The following is a 24,052-nucleotide window of genomic DNA, read 5'->3' as shown; positions in this document are numbered from 1 at the left end:
TTATTACAGACATACTAGAACGAACTAGAACCACCCTTTCCAGCTTTTCTCCTCTTTTTGGTTCTATCATTTCAGGACATGCATAGACTGAAGTAAACTCTTAAAAGCGGTGAGTAAAATGCGGCGAATTCTTTTTTTACTAATCAGTTTGTTTGTCCTCTTTATTATCTTTTTTGATTTAAAAAATGGAACCATCCCTGTTGAGGAAAACCCAGCTGTCCCAGCAAGTGCGCTTCAAACAGCTGAGAAAAAGACTTATAAGAATGTCACTGTTAAACAAGGTGAAACAGTCCTCTCCATCGTACATACAAGCAAGCCACTTGATGATGTCATTAAGGATTTCGAGGAGCTGAATCAAGGTGTTAAGGCGAACGAAATCAGGGCAGGCAGCACGTATAAGTTTCCTGTCTATAAGAGATAAAACGTTAATTCCTTGTCATTCATACAAAGAGACTGTTACAATATGAACTGTAAAACACGACGTACACGGCAAAGAATTGCTTGTACACTAAGGAGCGATTGACAAGTGAGTGAAGTCACACATCGTACTAAAACGCGTCCCGTCAAAGTGGGACCTTTAACTATAGGTGGAAATAATGAGGTTGTCATTCAAAGTATGGCAACAACCAAAACACATGATGTCGAAGCGACAGTCGCTGAAATTAAACGTTTAGAAGAGGCAGGCTGTCAAATCGTGCGTGTCGCATGTCCGGATGAGCGTGCAGCAAATGCAATTGCGGACATTAAAAAACAAATTAACATCCCGCTTGTTGTGGATATTCATTTTGACTACAAGCTTGCACTGAAAGCGATTGAAGCAGGCGCAGACAAAATCCGAATCAATCCAGGAAACATCGGAAGAAGAGAAAAAGTCGAAGCTGTTGTCAAAGCAGCAAAAGAAAAAGGCATTCCAATCCGTATTGGCGTAAACGCTGGTTCATTAGAGAAAAAAATTCTTGATAAATACGGCTATCCAACAGCAGATGGTATGGTCGAAAGTGCACTGCATCACATTAAAATTCTAGAAGACCTAGACTTTCATGACATCATCGTCAGTATGAAAGCATCTGATGTAAACCTTGCAATTGAAGCATACGAAAAAGCGGCTAAAGCCTTTGATTATCCTCTTCACCTTGGGATTACAGAATCAGGTACGTTATTTGCAGGTACAGTCAAAAGTGCAGCTGGACTTGGCGCTATTTTGAATATGGGGATTGGGAACACCCTCCGTATTTCATTAAGTGCTGACCCAGTTGAGGAAGTAAAAGTAGCACGTGAATTGTTGAAATCATTTGGTCTTGCATCAAATGCAGCAACACTGATCTCCTGCCCAACTTGTGGACGAATTGAAATTGACCTCATCAGCATTGCAAATGAAGTCGAAGAATATATTTCTAAAATCAAAGCACCGATTAAAGTAGCAGTTCTCGGCTGCGCTGTTAACGGTCCTGGTGAAGCACGTGAAGCGGACATCGGAATCGCAGGCGCTAGAGGCGAAGGCTTATTGTTCCGTAAAGGTGAAATTGTTCGTAAAGTACCGGAAGAAACAATGGTCGAAGAACTGAAAAAAGAAATCGATAAAATCGCTGAAGAACATTATGCGAAAATGGAAGCTGAAAAAGAAAAACAAGCGAATGCCTAACAAAAAACGCCTGACGTCATAGTCAGGCGTTTTTCTGTTCTTATTAAAAGAACGGGGTGATAAATATGCCTAGGATGACGGAAACAATTCCGATCCCAATTGACCACGCGCCAAGCGCATGTGCTCCTTTTCTTCTTGCAATATAACCAACGACGATTGCCGCTACCCCTAATAGCACCGGCAAGACAAATAATGAGATAATCGCAATCGCGAGTGCTGTATAGCCTATCCCTTTACTGCCTGATTCGTCACCTGCTTGGTCACGTCCTCGTCTATCTTCTCGATCTCTTGAAGCTTGATATGGCTCTGCAATTTCAGCAGCTGTTTCCTCTAAATAGCCATCATCATTACTAAAGTGTGTGTCGATTTCACGATCATTTCTTCTGAAATCCTCGTCTCTTTCCATGATCAATTCCCCCTTTTGGTTAATAGAAAGGAGCTTTTTTAGTATGAGCAAAAATGTCTGTTTCATGATTGCTAAAACTTGCTGGAATTGTGAATTGATTATGTTACACTTTAAGAGTATAAAAATGAGGAGTGTGGGCATGTTACGTTTAGGAATTGATATTGATGGTACAGTGACGGCACAGGACACCTTTGTTCCCTACTTAAATGAGTCGTTCCAATGTGCCATGACACTAGATGATATGACAGAGTATGATTTGACGAAGCTTTTAAAGATTTCTCAAGAAGCATTTTGGGGCTGGATGGATCAGCACGAGCCTCTTATTTATAAACAGGCAAAGCCTGCTGAGGGTGCAAAAGAGATCCTCGACGAAATGAAGCAGCAGCACAGACTGATTTATATTACCGCAAGAAGGCAGCAGCATTCGGATATCACCTACAAGTGGTTTCAAGAACATGATGTGCACTATGATGCTATTGAGCTGGTTGGCGGTCATCATAAGCTGGAAGCCGTTCAAAAGCACAAAATTGATGTATTTTTTGAAGACCATCATGGCAATGCCACAATGATTGCAAAAGAGGCTGACATCCCGGTTATACTTTTTAACTCCCCTTATAACCAGATGCCAATTGACGACAGAATTATACGCGTAAACAACTGGCAGGAAGCATCTAAGTGGATCAAACAATATGAGCAGCGTCTGCAAACTGCTTATTAATGTAACTGAGCGAGCACCGACGCGGAACAAACACGAGGATTTGTCTACACGCTGAAGCCGATACATTTAATGTATCGGCTTTTTTGATGGAGCAAGCTGCCCTTCTTTCATGAGGAAATGGTAAAGTGCCCCCTTCATGCCTGCCTGATTCAAGTAGTAGCAAGTTTCCAGCTTCACCTGAATGTTCTTCCACGCATGCAGTGTATGTAAATGTTTTTCAATATTTTGTAATAAATCTGGTCTTGCACTTACGCCTCCGCCGATAAGAATTTTCTCCGGGTTAAGAACAGTCGCTACATTGTAAACGCCAATGGCTATTCGCTTGTACCATTGATCTACCAGCTTCTCAATGGCCGGATCATGCTTCGCCTTTTCAAAAATTTCTTGACCGTCTATTTGAGTACTTTGCGGTATTCCTTGCTTTTCTTTATAGCTCCGAATTAATCCAGCCGTTGAAGCGCTGCTGTTAAGAGTTGTAAACTGGCCATTTTCCGTCTCTGTCAGCATCATGCCGAATTCACCACCGCGGAAGGATGCACCGCGCACAAGCTGACCATTAGCAAAAATACCCCCGCCGACACCCGTGCCAATTGTCATACAAATAAAGCTGTCACAATCTTTCGCATGACCGCTGTATTTTTCTGCGAGAGCTGCACAGTTCGCATCATTTTCCACTTCTACACGAAGAGATGTTTTCTCTTCTAAAAGTGTTTTTACATTTTGACCATTTAAGGCGATGATGGCGCCTGCAAATTCTGTATAACCTGATTCACTGTCCACAAAGCCTGGAAGACTGATGGTGATACCGCTGACATTCTGCATCATTTGATATTGCCTGACCACATCCGCCATGGCTTCTAAAAACGGTTTAAGCTGCCGGCAGTTCGTTTCATAGTCACCACTTGTGACAAGCTCCCCATCCTGATCCATTAATCCATGTTTCGTTCTCGTCCCGCCTACATCAAACACGACATAATAGGCCACTTTTACCCCTCCCTTTACTTCAAAATGTAGTACCTTGATCTCATTTTAATGAAACAGCCTCCCTTTGTAAAACGTTTTCAAAAGAGAAAACAAAAAAGCCAGCTCCATGGCTGGCTTTTTTATGAGTGAACTTCCTTCGGTTCGCAGGAAGGACACGTTCCATATATTTCAAATTTATGTCCGCTAATATGATAATCCTCTAAATCGGCGTCGAGCTTGTCCATAGGGCAGGCATCGATCTCTTTTGTTTTCCCGCATGTAAGACAAATAAAGTGATGGTGATGATGGGAAAATGAACATTTAAAACGGAATAGTTTCTCCCCTGACAATTCGGTTGTTTCTAATATTCCAAGGTCTTCATATAGTGACAAGTTTCGATAAATCGTATCAAAGCTGAGACCCGGGTAGTCTTCACTTAGTGCCGTCAGCACATTTTTAGCGGTCAAGTATTTATCAGAATCAGAAAACAATTGAAGCATGTCTTCACGTTTGCTTGTATATTTGTAGCCTTTTTCCTTTAATAAATCAAGCGCTTCTTGTACGTTCATGTTGATTCCCCCTTCTGAATTTCCCAATACTAATACACCCGATTAAAATCAAAATCGACAGCATCACAATGGTTCCGCCTGGCGCTAAATCAAGATAATAGCTTAAAATCAATCCGGCCAATACAGACAATTCACCAAATAAGATCGAAAGGAAAATCGCCTGTTTGAATCCTTTGGCAATGCGGATACTTGCCGCAACAGGAAGCGTCATGAGCGCCGACACAAGCAGTGTACCGACGATACGCATCGATGCCGCAATGACAAGTGCAACGACTAAGATAAAAATAAAATGAATCCATTTTGCTGAAATACCAGAAGCCTTTGCATGCTCTTCATCAAAAGAAAGCAGAAACAGTTCTTTATATAAAAGCACAACAACTAACACAACAACGAGTGAGATCCCTACAATAATCCAAAGATCAAGTCTTGAAACCGCACTGACACTTCCGAATAAATAACTAAACAAATCTGTATTAAAACCATTCGCTAGTGAAATGAAAATGACGGAGATCCCAATACCCCCTGATAAAATAATGGGAATGGCAAGCTCCTGATAATGTTTATACACGGAGCGCAGGCGTTCAATAAACAATGAACCTGCAACAGAAAAAGCCATCCCTAAGTAAAGCGGGCTTACCCCTGTCAAAAGGCCAAACTTTTTATCAAGAAATAGACTTGCGGCAATACCGGCAAGTGATACGTGACTGAGGGCATCTGCAATAAGCGAAAGCCTTCTTACGACAATAAATACACCAAGTAAGGGCGCAATAAAACCAATCAGTATACCTGCGATAAACGCATTTTGTAAAAATTCATAATGAAAAAATGGAAATAGCATTATTCATGTCCCCCATGATGGTGATGGTCGTGATGAATCACTTGAATGTCATGCCCGTAAAATTGGGATAGCGCCTGATCATCCATTGAATCAAACGCTTCTGCATCCCCGTGGAAATGCAGTGTCTGATTTAAACAAGCCACATGGGTGACTTTATCAGAAACGGTGCCAACGTCGTGTGTGACGAGAATTAAAGATATTCCTTTTTCTTTGTTCAATGTTTCGAGCAGCTGATAAAAGCCTTCTACTGTCCGCTGGTCGACCCCAACCGTAGGCTCATCCAAAATGAGCAGCTTCGGCTGACTGACAAGCGCACGGGCAATAAATGCACGCTGCTGCTGCCCGCCAGAAAGCTCACCGATGTTTTGATGCTTTAAATCCTGTATGCCAACTGAGCGAATGGCATCTTCCACTTGCCATTTATCCTGTTTGCTCATTCGTTTAAACAAACCAATTTTTGCGGTCAGTCCGCTTGCGACGACCTCATATACAGAAGCAGGGAAACCTGTATTAAAGCTATTCGCCTTTTGAGAAACAAATCCAATTTGATCCCAGTCTCTAAATTTTGAGACAGGCGTGCCAAATAGCTTTAATTCACCCTGCTGCGGTTTAATGAGCCCAAGCAGACATTTTAATAAGGTTGTTTTACCAGAACCATTCGGTCCAACAAGTGCTAGAAAGTTTCCTTCCTCTACTGTTAAATGAATGTGATCAATGACATTTCGCTGTCCATACGAGTACGAAATGTCCTTCATTTCAATAATTGGCTTTGCCATGAATCTTTCCACCTTTAATCAATATAAAAAGAATGATTACGATTTATACAACAAAAAGAAAATGGCTTTTGCCATTTTCTCTGTCCATACATGCATTTCATTATATAAAAGAAAGATAAAAAAGTAAAATAAAAGCTAATGAATGGCTGTTTTGAACTTACCGCCTTTTGTTTCATGCGTATCCATAATCGTGATAAATGCTTGGTCATCAATTTCAAATACAATGGATTTCAGCTTTGTAATTTCAAGCCTTGTGACAACAGCGTAGATAACATCTTTTTCTTCATCTGTATAGCCGCCTTTTCCTCTCAGCTTTGTCGTTCCCCTGCCGAGTCGATGCAGAATCGCATCTGAAATTTCATCATAATGGTCTGATACAATAATCACAGCTTTTGTTTCATCAAGCCCTTGAATGACAGCATCAATTGTTTTCATTGCCAAATAATATGTCATGACAGAATACATAGCCTGCTCTGGTCCGAAAACAAAGCCCGCCCAAATAAAAATGAACACATTGACGATCATGACAAACTCACCGACAGAGAAAGGAATTTTTTTCGTCAGAAGAATTCCCAATATCTCTGTTCCATCCATTGAACCTCCATTACGGATGACAAGTCCAACACCAAATCCAAGTAATAGCCCGCCAAATACAGTGGCTAAGATCGGCTGTGTTGTAAATGCCTCCACATGATGAAGTGAAGATTCAATGACGGCTAAGCTGACAATCCCAATCACAGTGGAAATGAGAAAGGTTTTCCCAATATGCTTGTATCCTGATATCATAAATGGAATATTTAAAATGACAACAATCGTCGCAAAATTAATAAACGGGTTATCTGTAAAGAGATAATCCAAAATAAGCGAAATGCCGATGATGCCCCCATCAATAATATTGTTTGGCACTAAAAATAATTCAATGCTGACTGCTGCACATGCAGCTCCTACTAGAATCAGAAAAATTCTCAAAATAAAATGAGGCACTGATTCCTTTTTGTGCTGTTTACTATTTGCCATACGTTCTCCCTTCTACACATGTTAAATTTTCAATGAACATTTTATCCACTTTACTATTTTATCATTTCACAGAATAAAATAAAATTTTTTGCACATTTTCCGTTTTCGCCCATACATTGTTACAGAGGGGAGGAATGGCATTGATTTTAATTCAAAAAATTGTCCTGCAGCGGCTCAATCAGATCACAGCAAATGATCTGTTAAGGTATGCGAAACAGTATGGCGTCAGTTTAACGTCTCATCAAGCTGCTGAGGTGGCCAAACTCATGAACGGGAAAAACATCAATATTTTTAATGACTCAGAGCGTAACCGGCTTCTTAAGCAAGTGGAAGCGATTACTTCTAAACAGACAGCACAGACTGTGAATGATTTGTTTAACCAGTTTACAAGTTAAGCAAAAAAGGGCCGCATTTAGCGGCACCTCAACATGTTGCATCCTTTTTTACTGACCCGTAATTTTATCTAGTAAGCCTTCATCAAATTGCTTTTCTTTCAGCATAGCAATTTCGAATTTGTAAGGTGGTTTTTTGTTCTTTTTATCTTCACCTACATAAGGCGTTTCTAGAATTTTCGGCACATCTTGAAGCTGCGGATGATGCACAATATAGCTCAGTGCATCGAAACCAATTTCACCAAAACCGATATTTTCATGTCGGTCTTTTCTTGCGCCTTGTACGTTTTTACTGTCATTAATATGAAGAACTTTGATTCGGTCAATACCAACAATTCGATCAAATTCTTCTAATACACCATCAAAGTCACTCACAATCGGGTAACCAGCATCGTGCGTGTGACACGTATCAAAGCAGACAGAAAGAGCTTCGTTATGTGTCACTCCGTCGATAATTTGAGCAAGCTCTTCAAAGCTTCTTCCGCATTCTGATCCTTTTCCCGCCATTGTTTCAAGTGCAATTTGAACCTCTTGACCTTTCACAATGACTTCGTTTAAACCTTCAATGATTTTTTGAATCCCTGCCTCTGCCCCTGCTCCTACATGCGCACCCGGGTGGAGAACAATTTGTCTTGCTCCCAGCGCTTCCGTACGCTCAATCTCAGAGCGAAGGAAGTCTACACCAAGCTCAAATGTCGCTGGATTCACTGTATTTCCAATATTGATAATATACGGAGCATGCACGACGATATCCGTCATGCCATGCTCTTTCATATGCGCTTGTCCAGCTTCAATATTGAGGTCTTCAATTTTTTTACGGCGCGTATTTTGCGGTGCACCAGTATAAATCATAAACGTATTCGAACCATAAGAGGCAGCTTCCTCACTCGCTGCAAGAAGCATATGTTTTCCGCTCATGGATACATGTGAACCAATCTTTAACAATGTTTCCCCCTACTTTCCATTACGCTTTGACTTTCTACGTTCCTGTCTTTTGATTTTATCCATCTCACGTGTCATTTTCTTTTTATATCCAGGTTTGACGGCTTTCGGTTTTCTCACAAGACGTTTTGCTTTTTCTTCAATTTCATTTGGTGCTTTTTTACGTCTTTGACGCTTCAGACGGTCATCTGCATCTCGCCATTCGCCATGAACAATGGTTTTGTTTTCAAACACAACGCCCATTTTCTCAATTTGAATGAGTGCATCCTCATCAGCCAGCTCATAAATGGTCATGGCAATTCCAGATGAACCAGCACGAGCTGTTCTTCCAACACGGTGCACATAAAAATCAAGATCAGATGGAAGTTCATAGTTAATCACGTGGCTGACGCCTTTAATGTCAATCCCGCGAGCTGCAAGATCAGATGCCACAATATAAGTGAACTCCAAATCTTCTATTTGTTTCATGACTTTTTTACGTTCGCGCGGCGTCAACCCGCCATGGAGCACACCGATTTTCATTCCTTTTTCTTGTAAAAATGCTGCGATTTCATCAACAGTTGTTTTTGTATTGGCAAAAATGATCCCTAAATATGGCTGTACATTCGTCACCATCTCATGGAGCAATTTTAATTTATCACGCTGTTTAGAAGGAACTAAAATGTGCTGAATGTTTTCAGCTGTAATCCGTTTTGGTTCAACATGCGCATACTTTGGATTGTCCATATATTTTTTCAGGAAAGGCTTTAGTTTTTCTGGAATGGTTGCAGAGAACACAAGCATTTGCAGCTGTTCTGGCATTTGTGCACCAATACGGTCCACATCTTCTAAAAATCCCATATCCAGCATTAAATCCGCTTCATCAATAACAAGAGAGGTCGCTTTATAAACATTCAGCGCCTGCTCATGAATGAGGTCAGCAATACGTCCAGGTGTACCGACCACCAAATGCGGCTGGTTTTTTAGCTTTTGAATTGATTTCTGCTTGTCCGTTCCGCCAATGTAAAGCTTTGCTTTGATCTCTTCTTCTGGAGAAGCATTCTTTAAAATCGTTTGAGCTTCTTTGAAAATTTGATTGGCTAATTCTCTTGTAGGTGCAGTAATCACTACTTGTACCTGTTCTTTGCTTGGATCAATTGAATGAATCAGCGGCAGTAAGTACGCATGAGTTTTTCCTGTTCCGGTTTGTGACTGGCCAATCACGCTTTCTCCTTTTAAAACAGCAGGGATGATTCTTTTTTGAATATCAGTCGGCTCATAAAAGCCTAGTTCATGAATAGCATCTATAATAAAAGGCTTTAATTCATATGTCGTAAATTTCGTTTCTTTCATGTTTTCACTCCTTAAGGCAATGCCTTTTTGCTCATCTCCTCATTATAGCTGATTTTCAGTAAAAAAACCATGTCCGCTTTTCCTACAGGAAACCAATTGGTGCTTCCTTGCATAACCTATGAAGAGAAAGAGAATGCAGTAAGGGAGGTACAAGTATGTTAGGGCAAAGGCCTATGGGCGATTTTCAGCCGCGCCGTCCCTCACGCCGGCACCTTGGAAATGGCGGACAGCCCGGAATGTTTCAAAGAAGGCAGCAGCCTCCTATCCAACAGCCTTTTCAAGGGCAGGGCAATCCATTTCAGCAAATGATGCCTCGCTCCCCGTCTGTACAGGGAGGCGGTTTACCCGGGATGGGCGGAATTCCAGGAGGTGAGAGCCGTGCACTAGGCGGCGGAGCAGGAATTAAAGGCATGCTCTCTAAATTTCTTCCTGGCGCAGGAGGAGCTGGAGTCTCTGGAGGTGGTGCGGGATTACAAGGAATCCAGAGCTTCACAAATCCTGCGACCCTCTCAAGCATGTTAGGAAATGTTCAAAAAGTGCTCGGGATGGCGCAGCAATTTACGCCAATGATTCAGCAATACGGTCCTTTAGTGAGAAATTTGCCTGCGATGATTAAACTGTACAGCCAGCTTGGCAGTGCGGATGATGATGAAGAAAGTGCAAATGATGCTGATGCAGAATCAACGGAGACTAGCGCGGAAACAGAAGTGCACGAGGAAGAAGCACAAACTGACGAAATAGAAAAAAATAAAGAACCAGAAGACATCCTCGTCAAAAAAACAGCACCTCACACTTCACCTGCTCCTGAAGCAAAACCGAAAAAAAGATCTGGCAGCTCTGTTCCAAAACTATATGTCTAGTGATCTTTTAACGGCGAAGTGTTCACTGCGTATAACAATCTTTGATATATACGCTTACTTTGGCTATAATGGAAGCAAGAGAATGATAAAAAGCCGTTTTTTACGGCTTTTTATATTGTTCTTCTCTAGCAGCACTTCCCTACAGGAGGACGAATAAATGAATGTAATTAAAATATCGCCGCGTGGCTATTGCTATGGCGTTGTGGATGCAATGGTCATTGCTAAAAATGCCGCACTTGATAAGAACTTGCCACGCCCAATTTATATATTAGGTATGATTGTGCACAACAAACATGTCACTGATGCCTTCGAAGAAGACGGTATTTACACACTGGACGGACCAAACCGCTTAGACATTTTAAAGCAGGTTGAAAGTGGAACAGTCATTTTCACAGCTCACGGCGTTTCTCCTGAGGTTCGTCAAATCGCAGAAGAAAAAGGCCTTGTCGCCATTGATGCGACCTGTCCCGATGTAACGAAAACTCACGAACTCATTTCAGAGAAAACAGCCGATGGCTATGACATTATTTATATTGGGAAAAAGGGTCATCCCGAGCCAGAAGGAGCTGTCGGAGTAGCCCCTGACAAGGTACATCTTGTCGAAACAGAAGCTGACATTGAGGCACTCGATTTAACATCAGAAAAACTGCTCATCACGAACCAAACGACGATGTCTCAATGGGATGTCCACGACCTGATGGAGCTGATTAAAGAGAAATACCCTCACGTCGAGTATCATCAAGAAATTTGCCTTGCGACACAGGTGCGTCAGGAAGCTGTATCGCAGCAAGCTGGCCAAGCCGATTTAACCATTGTTGTCGGCGATCCAAAAAGTAATAACTCTAACCGTCTCGCACAAGTGTCAATGGAGATTGCCGGAACGCAGGCTTACCGTATTGGCGACTTAAGTGAACTCAAGCTGGAATGGCTGCAGGGCGTCAAAACCGTTGCCGTTACTGCTGGTGCTTCAACACCAACACCTATTACAAAGGAAGTCATTCGTTTCTTAGAAAACTATGAACCAGATGATGAAACAACTTGGAAGATTGAACGAACCGTTCCTCTTTCTAAAATTTTACCTCGCGTCAAAACAAAGAAATAAGAAAACGTCAGAGCGGATATGCTCTGACGTTTTTTGTTTACATAAATTGAAATGGGTTTGTGTTTGATTCAGAAACAAAGAGCTGTACGTCATACTTTTTATCCGCACATAGCGATTGGAGCTTCGCCTTTACGCCCTCTTTCATAATCTTTTCAGCATAATGTCCTGGGTCCACAACGTTCAGCCCTAGCATCATGGCATCGTGCGCAACATGGAAATAAAGGTCTCCTGTCACATACACATCGGCACCCATTCTTTTCGCTTGATGGATATATTTATTTCCGTCTCCGCCAAGCACCGCCACTTTTTTCACAACAGCATCTTGGTCTCCTACAAAACGAGCACCATTCACATCCAGCTTCGTTTTCACAAATTGCGTGAAATCTCTCAGTGTCATTGGCTCATTTAGCTCTCCAATACGGCCAAGCCCTTTTTGAATAGGAGGAAGATCTGTCGTGTGTACACTATAGGCGACTTCTTCATAAGGATGTACTTTGATCATTTCGCGAATCACTTGTTTTTCTATACTTGCTGGGAAAATGGTTTCAATCCGCACTTCTTTCACAAATTCTAATTGACCCGACTCACCAATAAACGGCTCAGCTTCTTCTGATGGCAAAAAGCTGCCTGTCCCTTCATTTGAAAACGCACAATGGCTGTAGTTGCCGATATGGCCGGCGCCCGCATTTCCTAAAGCTGTCCGGATGGCCTCTTCAAATTCCTCTGGGACATACAGAGCAAGCTGTTTGATTGGATCTTCGTATGTCGGCACTAACACTCTTGTTTCTTCAAGCTCTAAGGCCTCAGCAAGCAAGTCATTGACTCCGCCATCAGCTACGTCTAAATTCGTATGTGCCACATATACTGCAATATCATGTTTGATGCATTTTTCAATGATACGTCCAGCCGGCTGATCCGTCGCTACATGTTTTAATGGTCGAAAAATCGGCGGATGGTGAGCAATAATAAGATCCACTTTTCGCTCGATCGCCTCATCTACTACATTCTCTAATACATCCAAGGTGATCATCACATTGGTTACTTTTTTATTTAATGTCCCAATCTGAAGACCAATTTTATCCCCTTCCATGGCGTATGCCTTTGGTGAAAATTGTTCAAACAATTGGATGATTTCATGCCCGTTTACTGTTTTAGCCAACAGTCAAAACCTCCTTTAGCATCTTTATTTTCGCATTCAGCTCTTCAAGGCGTTCTTTATTTTCTTCTGTCCGCGCCGCCTGCTGAATTTGACTTTCTATCTTCTCCATATGCTGTAGCTCTTGCATCCACTTGCGCTGGAAAACGTCATTTTGCTCTTTCGCAAGAAACGGGCCAACTAGCATGCCTGCTTCAAGTGACATTCCTTCATAAGCTTTATCTTTATCACCTTTTTCTGCGATGATGATTTCGTATATTTTGCCATCCTCTTCTAAAATGACTTCATCTATCAATTCATACCCCTCTTGATAAAGCCATAAACGAATATGGTGGGCATGGATATTCGGCTGAAGAATGAGCCGCTCATTGCCTGCGAGCTTATGCCTTCCTTCATTTAGTATGCTTGCGATGAGTGCCCCGCCCATACCTGCAATCGTCACTGCATTCACTTCGCCTTTTTCAATGACTTCAAGGCCATTTCCTTTTCTGACCGATATCTGTTCATCTAATTCAAGTCTATGTACTTGCTGCTGCGCCGATTGAAGCGGTCCATCGGTAATTTCACCAGCAATGGCTTTCACTGCTTTTTGATGCAGAATCGCATAGCATGGCAAATAGGCATGGTCTGAGCCGATATCAGCGAAGACTGCCTCATCTGGTAAAAAGTCTGCGACTTTTTTTAATCGTTTCGATAAATTCATTTCATTCATACGTATCACTACTTTTCTTTAATGTTCATACTTGTCTATCTTATATAAATTATGGACTTTTTAAAAGTCGTTTTCAAATGAAAAAAGCTCTTCTTTTGAAAAAGAGCTTTTTGTATAAGATTATTTAATTTTAGACACCCATTCCGCCATTTCATCGAGCTTTTCATTTGGAATCAGCCCGCCTGGCATCCCGTTGCCGCCTTCTTGAATTTTCTTCTTGATGTCAGCTACTTCAAGCTTGTCTCCAACACCTTTTAATGCAGGACCTGCACCGCCTTCATAGTTTTCCCCGTGACAGCTTATGCAGTTCTGCTTATACAATTCTTCCGGCGTTGCATTTGCTGTCTCTTCTTGCTTTTGCTCTTTGCCCCCTGAGGCAATTTTTTCTTCATCTTTCAGCCCCTTCATTGATAAGAAAAAAGTGAGTCCAATACCTAAAATGGCAATCAATAAAAATGGTATAAGTGGATTCCGTTTCATTTCTTTCATCCTCCCCTTTGTGAAAACCCCTTTGAGACTATGCAAACAATTCTAATTCTACTTTAATTTTACAAAAAGTAAACGAATTATGATACAAAACTTTGGTCAAGTTCACAGATTAGACAAAAATGATTCAAGATGAGAAATGAAGCCTTCAGCACATTTAGATGTATTTTTTATACATCTTTTCTCTAAGAACGTTGCAAATTCATTTGTTATTCAGTAAAATATAATCAGATTGAAAAAAGCGTTTTCATTTTTGATAAGAAAGAACGGATCTCTTTCAAGATCCGTCCGGTTTCTACTCTAAGAAGTCTTTTAATCGTTTACTTCTGCTTGGGTGTCTTAATTTACGAAGAGCTTTCGCTTCAATTTGTCTGATACGCTCTCTTGTTACGCCGAACACCTTTCCAACCTCTTCTAACGTGCGAGTTCTTCCGTCGTCTAGTCCGAAACGTAGTCTTAGCACATTTTCTTCACGGTCCGTCAGCGTGTCTAATACATCTTCAAGCTGCTCTTTTAAGAGTTCGTACGCAGCGTGGTCAGATGGAGATGTCGCCTCTTGGTCTTCGATAAAATCACCAAGATGCGAGTCATCTTCTTCACCAATAGGTGTTTCTAAAGATACAGGCTCTTGCGCAATTTTAAGAATCTCTCTTACCTTTTCTGGAGTTAAATCCATGTCTTCAGCAATTTCCTCAGGCGTTGGTTCTCTGCCTAGGTCTTGCAGAAGCTGTCTTTGAACACGGATCAATTTATTAATCGTTTCCACCATATGAACCGGGATCCGGATTGTTCTCGCCTGATCGGCAATCGCACGTGTGATCGCCTGTCTAATCCACCAAGTCGCATATGTTGAGAATTTATATCCTTTGCGGTAATCAAACTTCTCAACCGCCTTCATCAGACCCATGTTTCCTTCTTGAATCAAGTCAAGGAACAGCATACCACGACCGACATAGCGTTTCGCAATGCTGACAACGAGACGAAGGTTCGCTTCCGCTAATCTTCTTTTTGATTCCTCATCGCCCTCTTCGATCTTTTGAGCATACGTAATTTCTTCTTTTGCAGATAACAAATTGACGCGTCCGATTTCTTTTAAGTACATACGAACAGGATCATTGATTTTGACACCTGGTGGTACGCTTAAATCATTCAGGTCAAATTCTTCTTCTGCTTTAGCCAGCTGCTGAACATTTGGGTCTTCTGTCTCTTCGTTTTCACTAATGAGCTCTACACCCTGTTCGCCTAAGTATTCATAGTATTCATCCATTTGGTCTGATTCAATTTCAAAGCTAGACATACGCTCTGCAATTTCTTCGTATGTTAAAACGCCCCGTTTTTTACCCGTTTCAGTGAGCTTATCTCTCACCTGTTCAAAGGTTAATTCAGTTTCGGTTTCGTGGGCTTGTTTATCAGCCATTATGGATCCCTCCTTCCAAAGCTTGCAACGAATTCTAAAGTAACTTGCGATTTACTTCCGCCCTGCTTTTCTCTCTCTATCAAACAGATGACGAAGCAAATAGGAAATAAAATAAATAATGATGAAGGCAAGATGCTTGCGGTCTTATGCTCCTCCCGTAAAGGATTCATTGCCAGCCGTAAGTCCTGTCATTAATAATAGACGTATTACTTCAGCGAACGGTTCAACTGAATAATTTCTTTTGCAAGTGTTGCCGCTTTGAAGAAATCTTTTTGCCTCTCCGCTTCTGCACGTTCTAGTTCTTTTTCCTTTATCATTGACAAATTCCGATGATTCAACACTTTTTTTACATAATCACTTAATTCAGCTTCACTTAGTTCGTCTCCGACTTGAATCATCAATATATCCGTCAACAGCTGATTCATGACATCATCTTCTATCCGGTTCATCAGGTGCTGCGGCGTTGGTTCTTTGCCTTCTTCATACAAGGCATAAATGTACGTTGCCAGCGCCCTGTGCGAATCTATATTAAATTCAATCCCGATTCTGTCAAGTACTTTGCGGATCACGTCATCGCTTTTTAACATATGTGCAAGCAGCATTCGCTCTGCATTTTCATATGCCGGCCGCAGACGCTTTCTTCTCACTTGTGTTGACAGATGTGCACGCCGTTTTTCAAGCCCGTTTTCTTCCTGCGTGCTTTTGGTTTCTTGCCGCTGCTGTTTTTCAAACAGCTCCAGTTGTTCTTTTAATGAATCAAGTGAGATCGAAAACTCCCCAGCAAGCTGTTTCATGTAAATCTCTTGCTCCAAAGAGCCATTTAACCGGCTGATTTCTCGGAGAACCTGCTTCATATAAGTAAGACGGTCTCCTTCGTCTGATAAGTTTTTTCCTCTTCGGAAAAAATTCATCTTAAACGTCATTAATGTCACACTTGCATCTATGATGTCATTCCTAAATTTCTCGCCGCCATATTTACGAATGTAATCATCTGGATCAAGTCCATCTGGTATCATGGCAACGCGAACTTTACATCCTCTTTTTCCAAGCAAATCTGATGCTTTCATGGTCGCTTCGTATCCGGCCGTATCAGAGTCATAGCAAAGGATGATCTCTTCTACGTTCCGCCTGAGAAGCTTTACGTGCTCTTCTGTAAGAGACGTACCCATTGTTGCAACACTTTCACCGACACCTGATGTAACAGCTGAGATGACGTCTGCAAATCCTTCAAAAAGAACTGCCCGTTCGCGTTTGCGAATATGCATACGTGCGTCATGAAAGTGATAAAGCAGCTTACTTTTATGAAAAAGCGGCGTTTCAGGACTATTCATATATTTAGGCTGCTGATCACCAAGCGATCTTCCGGAAAAAGCGATGACCGTTCCATGATGATCATGAATGGGAAACATGACACGATCTCTAAAGCGGTCAAAAAAGCCTGTGCCGTTTTCACGTTGAATCAAAAGACCAGCCTTCTCCATCATCACAGGATCAAATCCTCGTTTTTCTAAAAACTTGGTCACGAAATCCCAAGAATCAAGAGCATACCCGATCTCAAACTTGGCAATGGTTTCATCCGTAAAGCCTCTGGACCGTAAATAATCGAGTGCGTTTTGACCTTCCTTTGTATTTACCAGCAAATGGTGGTAAAATTTCTTAAGAAGCTCATGGGCCTCAATCATTTTATGATCTGCAGTGTCCTCTTGCTGAGAGGAACTCATCTGAGCATTCGCCACCTGCTCAGGCAGATCAATATGGTACTTATCAGCCACATGTGAAACGGCTTCAATAAATGAGTAGCCCTCCATTTGTCTGAGGAAAGAAAACACATTGCCTCCTGCACCACAGCCAAAACAATGGAAGATTTGCTTATCTGCTGAAACAGAGAATGAAGGAGTATTTTCACCATGGAATGGACAAAGACCGAAGTAATTTCGACCTTGCTTTCTAAGCTGTACGTATTCTCCAATCACTTCGACAATGTCTGCGTTTTTTTGGATCTGCTCCAAAAGTTCATCTGGTATACGTTTGCTCATCCTAATAACACTCCGTCGTACATTATTCGCCTTTTAATTTAAAAATCCTTCATGATTCGACAGGATTTTTTGTAGTTGCGCCATAAATCGCTTCTTATCCTCTTCTAAAAGCTTTTTGGGACCTTTTCCGTATACACCTTTTCTTCGCTGTTTGCTGGAAACATGCCTGCGTTCCAAATCAAAATCAATTGTTTCGTTTGTGTACATTCGTCCTCTCTCAGACAGAACAATGACCTGTCTCGGAAGCAGTAAGGAGGCAAGACCAATATCTTGGGTGACGACAATATCTTGTGCAGCAGCTGAGTTTGCAATGACTAAATCCGCTGCTTCCTTATGTGTATCTACAAACCGCCAATCTTCAAGTGGAGATCTTTTGGTTTGAAAATGCTCATATGAAGCAATGAACGTCACTGGTACTTGAAATTGAGATGCGACAGAAAGGATTTCGTCTTTTACAGGACAAGCATCTGCATCGACATAAATCGTCCTCTCTTTTTTACGTTCATTCAGGTGACTAATTCTCCATCCCTCCACCTTATTCCTGCTTTAGAGAAGCAAAAAGACCATACTTTTCCCCTATAAAGCAATCAACAGTAAAACTCATTTTGTCGAAAAGTTATGTTCAGAATCACTTGACTTCTGCCAATATTAGTTTATTCGTTCTTGACTTAACTTAAACCTAAAATCAATCATTTTATCACAATTTTTTATTATAATACAAATGCAGCAAATATGCCATTGTTTTTGTTTACCCGTTTCCCACCATAGGAAAAACCCAGGAGGAGCATCCTGAGTTTATTCGGAACCTCTTTTGGTCAGCATTTGATGAATGACATTTGCCGTTTCCTCAACTGCTTTATTCGATACATCAACGACTTGACAGTTAATGCGGTCAACCACTTTTTCAAAATACTCTAGTTCCTCTTTAATCCGCTCAATGTTCGCATAAATAGCGCGATCATTTAAACCAAGAGATTTTAAACGCTCTTTGCGAATATGATTTAGTTTGTCTGGACTAATTTTCAAACCGATACATTTCTTCGGATCAACTGAAAATAACTCTTCTGGCGGATCAACTTCAGGTACAATTGGAACGTTCGCTACCTTCAGCCGTTTATGTGCCAAATATTGAGATAATGGTGTCTTAGACGTGCGTGATACACCAATGAGTACAATATCAGCCTTTAGAATACCTCTAGGGTCTCTGCCGTCATCGTATTTCACAGCGAACTCGATCGCTTCTACCTTTTTAAAATAGTCCTCATCTAATTGACGTACACGACCCGGCTCATGTTTCGCTTCATTTCCATATGCCGTCTCCATTTTATCAATGAGTGGACCGATGATGTCATAATAAACGACACCGTTTGCTTCTGCTTCCTCGATTAAGAATTGGCGCATTTCTGGCACTACAAGAGTAAAGCAGACGATCCCATTATCTGCTTTCGCCAGTGAAATGACTTCTTTAATCGTACCAACATCCTCTACATACGGGATTCTTCTAATATTTGAATGGTCTGATGAGCCGCCATCAAATTGGCTAAGTGCCGCTTTGACCACGAGCTCTGCCGTTTCTCCAACTGAATCTGATACCACAAAAATTACGCGATTACTCATAACATCCCCTCGCAGTCTTCTGTCATTAGATTATTTCGTTCTCCGATAAGCTGACAAGTATTTTCGTCATGTTTGTTTTCGTAATTCTTCCGACCACTTCAAAGCCTTTATCCGTATCTTTTATCACAGGAAGTGCATCTATTTGCTTTTCAATCAAGTGCTTCGCCACATCCATAATGAAATCTTCCTTGCGGCAAACGGTGATGTTCGGCATTCTTGTCATAATAATATGGACAGGGATAGATGGAAGCTCCTGTTTCCCTATACTTGCGCGAAGGAGGTCTTTTCTTGATAACACGCCTGTTAAAATAGAGTGATCGTCCACAACGAATAATGTGCCCACATCCTCTAAAAACATCGTACAAATCGCATCATAAACCGAAACATTCTCATGTATCACCACTGGAATGGATTGAAAGTCTTTCACTTGAAGTTTTTTCAGCTTATCTGCGAGAAGCTGCGTGCCTGTTTTTCCTGTGAAAAAGTAGCCGACCCTTGGTCTTGCTTCTAAAAAGCCTGACATTGTTAAAATGGCTAAATCCGGTCTGAGGGTCGCCCTTGTTAAGTTCAGCCGATCGGCGATATGCTCTCCAGTGATCGGACCATTCTCTTTGACAATCTGTAAAATCTGCTCTTGCCGTTTATTTAACTCGATTGTACTCACCACCTTTAAATAGAGAGAGCGAAATCTTTATTTTATGTATATCATTTTCATAACTCATCATATTATAGCGCATCTTTGTCCGAATGAAACAAAAATCCACTCAAAAACCGTGAATTAAATGAGTAAAAAACGATTGCCCTTCGGAAAAGGCAACCGTTCTTAGGTATTTATTTTACAATTAAATTGTTCATATTCGCAAATGATTGAATGACTTTGGCTAGTTTGACCATTTGTGCCAAACGATTTCGCTTCAGTTTTTCATCATCCGCATGAACCATTGTATGATCGAAATAATGAACAATCGGTGTTTTTAACGTATCTAGCGCCTCAAGTGCCAGGCTGTATTGTCCTGCTGCTACATGTTCCTTTACAGCTTTCTCTACTTGCTGATACGCCTCAAACAGCTTTTGCTCATATTCATTTTCAAACAGTTCAGGCTGAATCTCTGCGTCTTCCCCTTTTTTACTGATTGAAATGACGCGTCCCAATGCTTCAGCCGTTTCTTTGAAGCTTTCTTGTTTCACACTCTCTTCAAGAACAGCTGCTTTTTTGACGACTGCATATGGCTCAATATTTTCAACATCCAGCACTGCATCAACAACATCATGGCGAATATGCTCTGCTTGAAGAACATACTTTAAACGATGCGTTAAAAATTCAATCAGAGCAGCTTCATGTTCTGCCTTTACTTGAGCAAGTGCTAACAGCTCTTTAAATGAAATATTCCAATGACGGTCGAGCAAGATTTGAACGATACCGCTCGCTTGTCTTCTAAGTCCATAAGGGTCTTGAGAACCCGTTGGGATCACATCAATTGAGAAGAATGAACAAATAGAATCAAGCTTATCTGCTACTGCCACAATCGCACCAATCAAAGTGGATGGCGCCTCGTCACCAGCAAAGCGCGGCATATAGTGCTCGTTGATGCTTCTTGCTACTTCTTCATGTTCACCAAGAGCTCTTGCATATTTCTCACCCATGATTCCTTGTAATTCTGGGAATTCATAGACCATTTGAGTCACAAGGTCAAACTTCGAAATACTTGCTGCTCTCGCCACACGTTTAGTGGTTTCGTCATCTGCCCCAACATGCGCCGCTAGACGAGTTGCAATGTCAGTCACTCTCTTCAGCTTGTCGCCGATTGTTCCAAGTTTCTCATGGAATACCACTTTATCAAGCTTTTTAATATTGTCTTCAATCACTAGTTTTTCGTCTTCTTTATAGAAGAATGCAGCATCTGATAAACGCGCACGAAGTACTTTTTCATTCCCTCTTGCGACATTTTCCAGCGCCTCACTGTTTCCATTTCTGACTGTAATAAAGTGCGGCAATAATTCCCCTTGCTCATTTTTCACAGGGAAGTAGCGCTGATGCTCTTTCATTGTCGTCACCAATACTTCTTCCGGCAATGCAAGAAACTCTTCTTCAAAGGAACCAGACAGCACAGTTGGATATTCTACAAGGTCGTTCACTTCTTCTAAAAGTTCAGGATCAACAGGAATGACCCAGCCTTTTTCTGTAGATAGCGCATCTAGCTGTTCAGTAATGAATTGTTTTCTTTTATCTGAGTCTGCAATCACAAATTGATCGCGCAATGTTTGTTCATAGGAAGCAGGTGTGTCAATGCTGGCTGTCGTTCCAAGGAAACGGTGTCCTCTAGTCTCACGGCCGCTTTTCACCCCAGCAATTTCAACAGGTACAATCTCTTCTCCAAATAAACAAACAATCCATTTAATCGGACGGATATAGCGTAAATCCTCGCTTCCCCATCTCATGTTCTTTGGAAAGCTTAATGAAGCGGCAATTTCACCTAACGCTGGCAGTAGATCTTTGACTTGCTTTCCTTCTTGAAACTTTTGGACATGGACATAATCCACTCCTTTGATCTCTTTGAAATAGAGATCATCTGTTGAAGCACCTTGTCCTCTCGCAAAGCCTTCAGCTGCTTTTGTCCAATTGCCTTCAGCATCTTGGGCAATTTTTTTAGCCGGCCCTTTTGCTTCTTCTTTGATGTCTTCTTGTTTTTCTGCGACACCTTTCACAAGTACAGCAAGACGTCTAGGTGAGTTAAATAAAGCAGTCTCTTCAAATGAAATATTTTGCGTTTCAAACCATGCTTTTACTTTTTCACCTAGCTGCTTTGTGCTCTCTGGCATGAAACGAGCCGGCATCTCTTCTAAGCCGATTTCAAGTAATACATCTTGTTTATTCATGAGAAGCCGCCTCCTCTTTTAGCATAGGGAATCCCAGTTTTTCGCGTTCTTCATAATAGGTTTTGGCTACTTTTCTTGCTAACTGACGCACTCTTCCGATATAGCCAGTTCGCTCAGTCACAGAAATAGCACCCTTTGCATCGAGCAGGTTAAACGTATGAGAGCATTTGAGGACATAATCGTATGCCGGGTGAACAAGCCCTTTGTCCATTTGGCTATGTGCTTCTTTCTCATAGGTTGTAAATAGCTCGAACAGCATGTCAGTATTAGATGTTTCAAATGTATAAACAGAGTGCTCGTATTCAGCCATTAAGAATAAATCTCTGACCGTAAATCCGTCTGTCCATTCAAGATCGAAGACATTTTCTTTGTCCTGGATGTAAGAAGCAAGACGTTCAATACCGTATGTGATTTCAACAGAAACGGGCTTACATTCTAAGCCGCCGACCTGTTGGAAATACGTGAACTGCGTAATTTCCATGCCATCAAGCCATACTTCCCAGCCAAGTCCTGCACAGCCAAGAGATGGATTTTCCCAGTTGTCTTCCACAAAACGAATATCATGTTTCAGCGGGTCAATGCCAAGTGCCTTCAATGATTCAAGATATAGCTCTTGAATATTGTCAGGTGATGGCTTAATGATCACTTGAAATTGATGATGCTGATACAATCTATTTGGGTTTTCTCCATATCTGCCATCAGCCGGGCGTCTTGAAGGCTCTACATATGCTACCTTCCACGGCTCTGGGCCGATGCTTCTGAGGAACGTGTATGGACTCATCGTTCCGGCACCTTTTTCTGTGTCATACGCCTGCATTAATACGCAGCCTTCATTTGACCAATGCTTTTGCAGCGTCAAAATCATGTCTTGAATATTCAATGATCGCACCTCCATCTTTTCTACACCAACCGCTATGTATGGCGGGTGGGATTAGAACCTTGTAAGAGAACACAAAAACTCCCGTCTCTATGCTCGCAAGGTTCTTGCAAACATAGGGACGAGAGTTTTTCCCGCGGTTCCACCCTATTTGCTGGTGTCGTAGCACCCAGCCGCTTTGTTTTACGTTGCTCAAGAATGCCTTTCGTTACGCCTCCATCCTTAGCTCACACCGCCCTAAGGTCGCTTTTATGGATTTTACGTAAGTACTTCTTTCTGTCAATGCAACATATTTTATCTTAGATGATCTTACAAAAAGTCTTGGGAGATGTCAACTTTTGTTTTCCCCGCCCATTAGCTTTTTCATGGATTCCATCTGATTCATGAATTTTTTTGATTTTAAATAGAGGCCGGAATATTCGTCATAGTAGTGATCAAGCACTTGACGAATTTCTTGTTTCGTCTGCGGCTTCACATCAACCTGACCAAGCCTTGATAAATCAAAATAATGAAACAAACGGAGCAGCCTTGCAGCTGCGGGGGATAAGGGCAGTTTATATGGATCTTTCGAAAAACAATTTTGGCAAATGAAGCCGTTATCTCTTATTGAGAAATGGAACTGCCCTTCTTTTTGACCACAGTGGACACATTGATCAAGTTCAGGCTTCATCCCCATCACTGATAACATTTTGACCTCTACGATAAATAAAATAATATCAGCATCTGTACCTTCGTTGAGATGACGCAGAGATTGAAGCAGAAGCTCAAACAAATAAGGGTTTGGCTTTTTTTCTTCTGTCCCTTTATCCATCAATTCCGTCATATATGCGGCATATGCGGTCAGAAATAAGTCTTCCCGAATGGCCCGCATACTTTCAATCATTTCGCCTTGCTGGAGCGTTCCAAGTCCTGTTGATGATTGGATGAGAAAGGTGCCGTATAAAAACGGCTGGCTTATAGCTGACAGGCGGCTGTTTGATTTTTTAGCGCCTCTTGCCATCACGCCAATTTTTCCATGTTCTCTAGTGAGCAGCGTGACAATTTTGTTTGTTTCGCCATAATCTGTTGTTCTAAGGACGATTCCTTCACTTTTAATGAGCATTTGTCTACACTCCGAGCGCTGGAGGGGGTCAAGAATTATAAGATTGGAAAATCAAATCGTGCTATTTCTTCTTCAAGTACATCGGGTCTTTCCAGGTTCTCCTTTTCTAACTCTTTGAAAAGCAGATACGTGTCAACGCTTCCTGTTTGTGAAAATACGTTCCATGTAAAATTCAACATAAAAACCCCACCTTTCTTTATTAGAAGCAGCAACGC

Annotated in this window: 26 protein-coding genes and 1 other annotated feature; of the genes, 6 read left to right on the top strand and 20 right to left on the bottom strand. The window is 41.5% G+C overall.

Going from position 1 to position 24,052, the window contains the following annotated elements; genetic code table 11:
- Window positions 1–118 precede the first annotated feature (118 nt).
- Both AAZR19_RS05690 and ispG read left to right on the top strand, forming a co-directional pair.
- Complete coding sequence (locus AAZR19_RS05690; protein WP_039180007.1) at window positions 119–421, top strand: hypothetical protein; 303 nt, start codon at window positions 119–121, stop codon at window positions 419–421.
- A 105-nt stretch (window positions 422–526) separates the two neighbouring features.
- Window positions 527–1,642, top strand: a complete 1,116-nt coding sequence (gene ispG, locus AAZR19_RS05685; protein WP_024423001.1) for a flavodoxin-dependent (E)-4-hydroxy-3-methylbut-2-enyl-diphosphate synthase — start codon at window positions 527–529, stop codon at window positions 1,640–1,642.
- Between the two features lie 43 nt (window positions 1,643–1,685).
- Here ispG and AAZR19_RS05680 read toward each other — a convergent pair whose 3' ends face one another.
- Window positions 1,686–2,048: a DUF308 domain-containing protein gene (locus tag AAZR19_RS05680; protein WP_025092959.1), complete on the bottom strand. Its 363-nt coding sequence runs from the start codon at window positions 2,046–2,048 to the stop codon at window positions 1,686–1,688.
- Between the two features lie 139 nt (window positions 2,049–2,187).
- On the opposite strand from AAZR19_RS05680, the gene AAZR19_RS05675 reads away from it, so the two are divergent.
- Window positions 2,188–2,766 (top strand): 5' nucleotidase, NT5C type, encoded by a 579-nt coding sequence (locus AAZR19_RS05675; protein WP_434702547.1) that lies wholly within the window; start codon window positions 2,188–2,190, stop codon window positions 2,764–2,766.
- A gap of 66 nt (window positions 2,767–2,832) precedes the next feature.
- Here the strand turns inward: AAZR19_RS05675 and AAZR19_RS05670 are convergent, their stop codons facing one another.
- The 5 genes from AAZR19_RS05670 to AAZR19_RS05650 form a co-directional block, all read right to left on the bottom strand.
- On the bottom strand, window positions 2,833–3,750 hold the full coding sequence (locus AAZR19_RS05670) for an ROK family protein (protein ID WP_434702545.1): 918 nt from the start codon (window positions 3,748–3,750) through the stop codon (window positions 2,833–2,835).
- A gap of 119 nt (window positions 3,751–3,869) precedes the next feature.
- On the bottom strand, window positions 3,870–4,298 hold the full coding sequence (locus AAZR19_RS05665; RefSeq protein WP_003217433.1) for a Fur family transcriptional regulator: 429 nt from the start codon (window positions 4,296–4,298) through the stop codon (window positions 3,870–3,872).
- Window positions 4,276–5,136: a metal ABC transporter permease gene (locus AAZR19_RS05660; RefSeq protein WP_034280150.1), complete on the bottom strand. Its 861-nt coding sequence runs from the start codon at window positions 5,134–5,136 to the stop codon at window positions 4,276–4,278. The genes AAZR19_RS05665 and AAZR19_RS05660 overlap by 23 nt, the downstream gene beginning before the upstream one ends.
- The gene (locus AAZR19_RS05655; protein WP_434702542.1) at window positions 5,136–5,912 is read right to left on the bottom strand and encodes a metal ABC transporter ATP-binding protein; all 777 of its coding nucleotides are present in this window, start codon (window positions 5,910–5,912) and stop codon (window positions 5,136–5,138) included. Before AAZR19_RS05655 ends, AAZR19_RS05660 begins: the two co-directional genes overlap by 1 nt.
- A 135-nt stretch (window positions 5,913–6,047) precedes the next feature.
- A complete protein-coding gene (locus tag AAZR19_RS05650; protein WP_075623517.1) occupies window positions 6,048–6,929 on the bottom strand; it encodes a YitT family protein in 882 nt (293 codons plus the stop codon).
- A 140-nt stretch (window positions 6,930–7,069) separates the two neighbouring features.
- Between AAZR19_RS05650 and AAZR19_RS05645 the strand changes: the two genes are divergently transcribed.
- Window positions 7,070–7,324 carry a DUF2624 domain-containing protein gene (locus tag AAZR19_RS05645; protein WP_024423008.1) on the top strand — a complete coding sequence of 85 codons (255 nt, stop codon included), beginning with the start codon at window positions 7,070–7,072 and terminating at the stop codon, window positions 7,322–7,324.
- 48 nt (window positions 7,325–7,372) lie between these two features.
- On the opposite strand, the gene AAZR19_RS05640 is transcribed toward AAZR19_RS05645, so the two are convergent.
- Together AAZR19_RS05640 and AAZR19_RS05635 are read right to left on the bottom strand one after the other, a co-directional pair.
- Window positions 7,373–8,266 carry a deoxyribonuclease IV gene (locus AAZR19_RS05640; protein WP_024427965.1) on the bottom strand — a complete coding sequence of 298 codons (894 nt, stop codon included), beginning with the start codon at window positions 8,264–8,266 and terminating at the stop codon, window positions 7,373–7,375.
- Window positions 8,267–8,275: 9 nt separating this feature from the next.
- Window positions 8,276–9,595, bottom strand: coding sequence for a DEAD/DEAH box helicase (locus AAZR19_RS05635; RefSeq protein WP_034280145.1), 1,320 nt, complete (start codon window positions 9,593–9,595; stop codon window positions 8,276–8,278).
- A gap of 155 nt (window positions 9,596–9,750) precedes the next feature.
- Between AAZR19_RS05635 and vrrA the strand changes: the two genes are divergently transcribed.
- Together vrrA and AAZR19_RS05625 are read left to right on the top strand one after the other, a co-directional pair.
- On the top strand, window positions 9,751–10,455 hold the full coding sequence (gene vrrA / locus AAZR19_RS05630) for a VrrA/YqfQ family protein (protein ID WP_087975794.1): 705 nt from the start codon (window positions 9,751–9,753) through the stop codon (window positions 10,453–10,455).
- 157 nt (window positions 10,456–10,612) lie between these two features.
- Window positions 10,613–11,557, top strand: a complete 945-nt coding sequence (locus AAZR19_RS05625; protein WP_024423011.1) for a 4-hydroxy-3-methylbut-2-enyl diphosphate reductase — start codon at window positions 10,613–10,615, stop codon at window positions 11,555–11,557.
- Between the two features lie 37 nt (window positions 11,558–11,594).
- On the opposite strand, the gene AAZR19_RS05620 is transcribed toward AAZR19_RS05625, so the two are convergent.
- The 12 genes from AAZR19_RS05620 to AAZR19_RS05565 all read right to left on the bottom strand — a co-directional run bounded on the left by AAZR19_RS05620 (window position 11,595) and on the right by AAZR19_RS05565 (window position 24,016).
- Window positions 11,595–12,716 carry a Nif3-like dinuclear metal center hexameric protein gene (locus AAZR19_RS05620; protein WP_087975793.1) on the bottom strand — a complete coding sequence of 374 codons (1,122 nt, stop codon included), beginning with the start codon at window positions 12,714–12,716 and terminating at the stop codon, window positions 11,595–11,597.
- A complete protein-coding gene (locus AAZR19_RS05615; RefSeq protein WP_041106903.1) occupies window positions 12,709–13,425 on the bottom strand; it encodes a tRNA (adenine(22)-N(1))-methyltransferase in 717 nt (238 codons plus the stop codon). The genes AAZR19_RS05620 and AAZR19_RS05615 overlap by 8 nt, the downstream gene beginning before the upstream one ends.
- 120 nt (window positions 13,426–13,545) lie before the next feature.
- On the bottom strand, window positions 13,546–13,905 hold the full coding sequence (gene cccA / locus AAZR19_RS05610) for a cytochrome c550 (protein ID WP_024423014.1): 360 nt from the start codon (window positions 13,903–13,905) through the stop codon (window positions 13,546–13,548).
- A gap of 301 nt (window positions 13,906–14,206) precedes the next feature.
- Window positions 14,207–15,328, bottom strand: coding sequence for an RNA polymerase sigma factor RpoD (rpoD, locus tag AAZR19_RS05605; protein WP_008342392.1), 1,122 nt, complete (start codon window positions 15,326–15,328; stop codon window positions 14,207–14,209).
- A gap of 206 nt (window positions 15,329–15,534) precedes the next feature.
- Window positions 15,535–17,364, bottom strand: a complete 1,830-nt coding sequence (gene dnaG / locus AAZR19_RS05600; protein ID WP_041106905.1) for a DNA primase — start codon at window positions 17,362–17,364, stop codon at window positions 15,535–15,537.
- Window positions 17,365–17,397: 33 nt separating this feature from the next.
- On the bottom strand, window positions 17,398–17,898 hold the full coding sequence (locus AAZR19_RS05595; protein WP_076840960.1) for a YaiI/YqxD family protein: 501 nt from the start codon (window positions 17,896–17,898) through the stop codon (window positions 17,398–17,400).
- A gap of 261 nt (window positions 17,899–18,159) precedes the next feature.
- Window positions 18,160–18,981 carry a pyruvate, water dikinase regulatory protein gene (locus AAZR19_RS05590; RefSeq protein ID WP_008342399.1) on the bottom strand — a complete coding sequence of 274 codons (822 nt, stop codon included), beginning with the start codon at window positions 18,979–18,981 and terminating at the stop codon, window positions 18,160–18,162.
- 25 nt (window positions 18,982–19,006) lie between these two features.
- Complete coding sequence (locus AAZR19_RS05585) at window positions 19,007–19,645, bottom strand: helix-turn-helix transcriptional regulator (protein WP_024423017.1); 639 nt, start codon at window positions 19,643–19,645, stop codon at window positions 19,007–19,009.
- A gap of 167 nt (window positions 19,646–19,812) precedes the next feature.
- Entirely contained in the window at window positions 19,813–21,858 is a 2,046-nt protein-coding gene (glyS, locus tag AAZR19_RS05580) for a glycine--tRNA ligase subunit beta (RefSeq protein WP_265193001.1), read from the bottom strand.
- Window positions 21,851–22,738 (bottom strand): glycine--tRNA ligase subunit alpha, encoded by an 888-nt coding sequence (gene glyQ / locus AAZR19_RS05575; RefSeq protein WP_012010611.1) that lies wholly within the window; start codon window positions 22,736–22,738, stop codon window positions 21,851–21,853. Before glyQ ends, glyS begins: the two co-directional genes overlap by 8 nt.
- Window positions 22,739–22,849: 111 nt before the next feature.
- Window positions 22,850–23,027: a binding site (T-box leader), on the bottom strand.
- Window positions 23,028–23,066: 39 nt separating this feature from the next.
- Window positions 23,067–23,837, bottom strand: coding sequence for a DNA repair protein RecO (recO, locus tag AAZR19_RS05570; protein ID WP_041106913.1), 771 nt, complete (start codon window positions 23,835–23,837; stop codon window positions 23,067–23,069).
- A gap of 35 nt (window positions 23,838–23,872) precedes the next feature.
- Window positions 23,873–24,016: a YqzL family protein gene (locus AAZR19_RS05565; protein ID WP_003217288.1), complete on the bottom strand. Its 144-nt coding sequence runs from the start codon at window positions 24,014–24,016 to the stop codon at window positions 23,873–23,875.
- Window positions 24,017–24,052 lie beyond the last annotated feature (36 nt).

It is taken from the genome of Bacillus sp. Je.9.29.b (assembly GCF_051129925.1).
Taxonomy (GTDB): Bacteria; Bacillota; Bacilli; order Bacillales; family Bacillaceae; genus Bacillus; species Bacillus safensis.
The sequence above is the reverse complement of the archived record's forward strand: the minus strand, read 5'-3'. Positions and strand labels throughout refer to the sequence as shown.

Bases quoted from the DNA above. Each gene is read 5' to 3' on its own strand.
- AAZR19_RS05690 (WP_039180007.1), top strand. From the start codon at position 119: ATGCGGCGAATTCTTTTTTTACTAATCAGTTTGTTTGTCCTCTTTATT.
- AAZR19_RS05680 (WP_025092959.1), bottom strand. From the start codon at position 2,048: ATGGAAAGAGACGAGGATTTCAGAAGAAATGATCGTGAAATCGACACA.
- AAZR19_RS05675 (WP_434702547.1), top strand. From the start codon at position 2,188: ATGTTACGTTTAGGAATTGATATTGATGGTACAGTGACGGCACAGGAC.
- AAZR19_RS05665 (WP_003217433.1), bottom strand. From the start codon at position 4,298: ATGAACGTACAAGAAGCGCTTGATTTATTAAAGGAAAAAGGCTACAAA.
- AAZR19_RS05660 (WP_034280150.1), bottom strand. From the start codon at position 5,136: ATGCTATTTCCATTTTTTCATTATGAATTTTTACAAAATGCGTTTATC.
- AAZR19_RS05655 (WP_434702542.1), bottom strand. From the start codon at position 5,912: ATGGCAAAGCCAATTATTGAAATGAAGGACATTTCGTACTCGTATGGA.
- AAZR19_RS05650 (WP_075623517.1), bottom strand. From the start codon at position 6,929: ATGGCAAATAGTAAACAGCACAAAAAGGAATCAGTGCCTCATTTTATT.
- AAZR19_RS05635 (WP_034280145.1), bottom strand. From the start codon at position 9,595: ATGAAAGAAACGAAATTTACGACATATGAATTAAAGCCTTTTATTATA.
- vrrA (WP_087975794.1), top strand. From the start codon at position 9,751: ATGTTAGGGCAAAGGCCTATGGGCGATTTTCAGCCGCGCCGTCCCTCA.
- AAZR19_RS05625 (WP_024423011.1), top strand. From the start codon at position 10,613: ATGAATGTAATTAAAATATCGCCGCGTGGCTATTGCTATGGCGTTGTG.
- AAZR19_RS05615 (WP_041106903.1), bottom strand. From the start codon at position 13,425: ATGAATGAAATGAATTTATCGAAACGATTAAAAAAAGTCGCAGACTTT.
- cccA (WP_024423014.1), bottom strand. From the start codon at position 13,905: ATGAAACGGAATCCACTTATACCATTTTTATTGATTGCCATTTTAGGT.
- rpoD (WP_008342392.1), bottom strand. From the start codon at position 15,328: ATGGCTGATAAACAAGCCCACGAAACCGAAACTGAATTAACCTTTGAA.
- dnaG (WP_041106905.1), bottom strand. From the start codon at position 17,364: ATGAGCAAACGTATACCAGATGAACTTTTGGAGCAGATCCAAAAAAAC.
- AAZR19_RS05590 (WP_008342399.1), bottom strand. From the start codon at position 18,981: ATGAGTAATCGCGTAATTTTTGTGGTATCAGATTCAGTTGGAGAAACG.
- glyS (WP_265193001.1), bottom strand. From the start codon at position 21,858: ATGAATAAACAAGATGTATTACTTGAAATCGGCTTAGAAGAGATGCCG.
- recO (WP_041106913.1), bottom strand. From the start codon at position 23,837: ATGCTCATTAAAAGTGAAGGAATCGTCCTTAGAACAACAGATTATGGC.
- AAZR19_RS05565 (WP_003217288.1), bottom strand. From the start codon at position 24,016: ATGTTGAATTTTACATGGAACGTATTTTCACAAACAGGAAGCGTTGAC.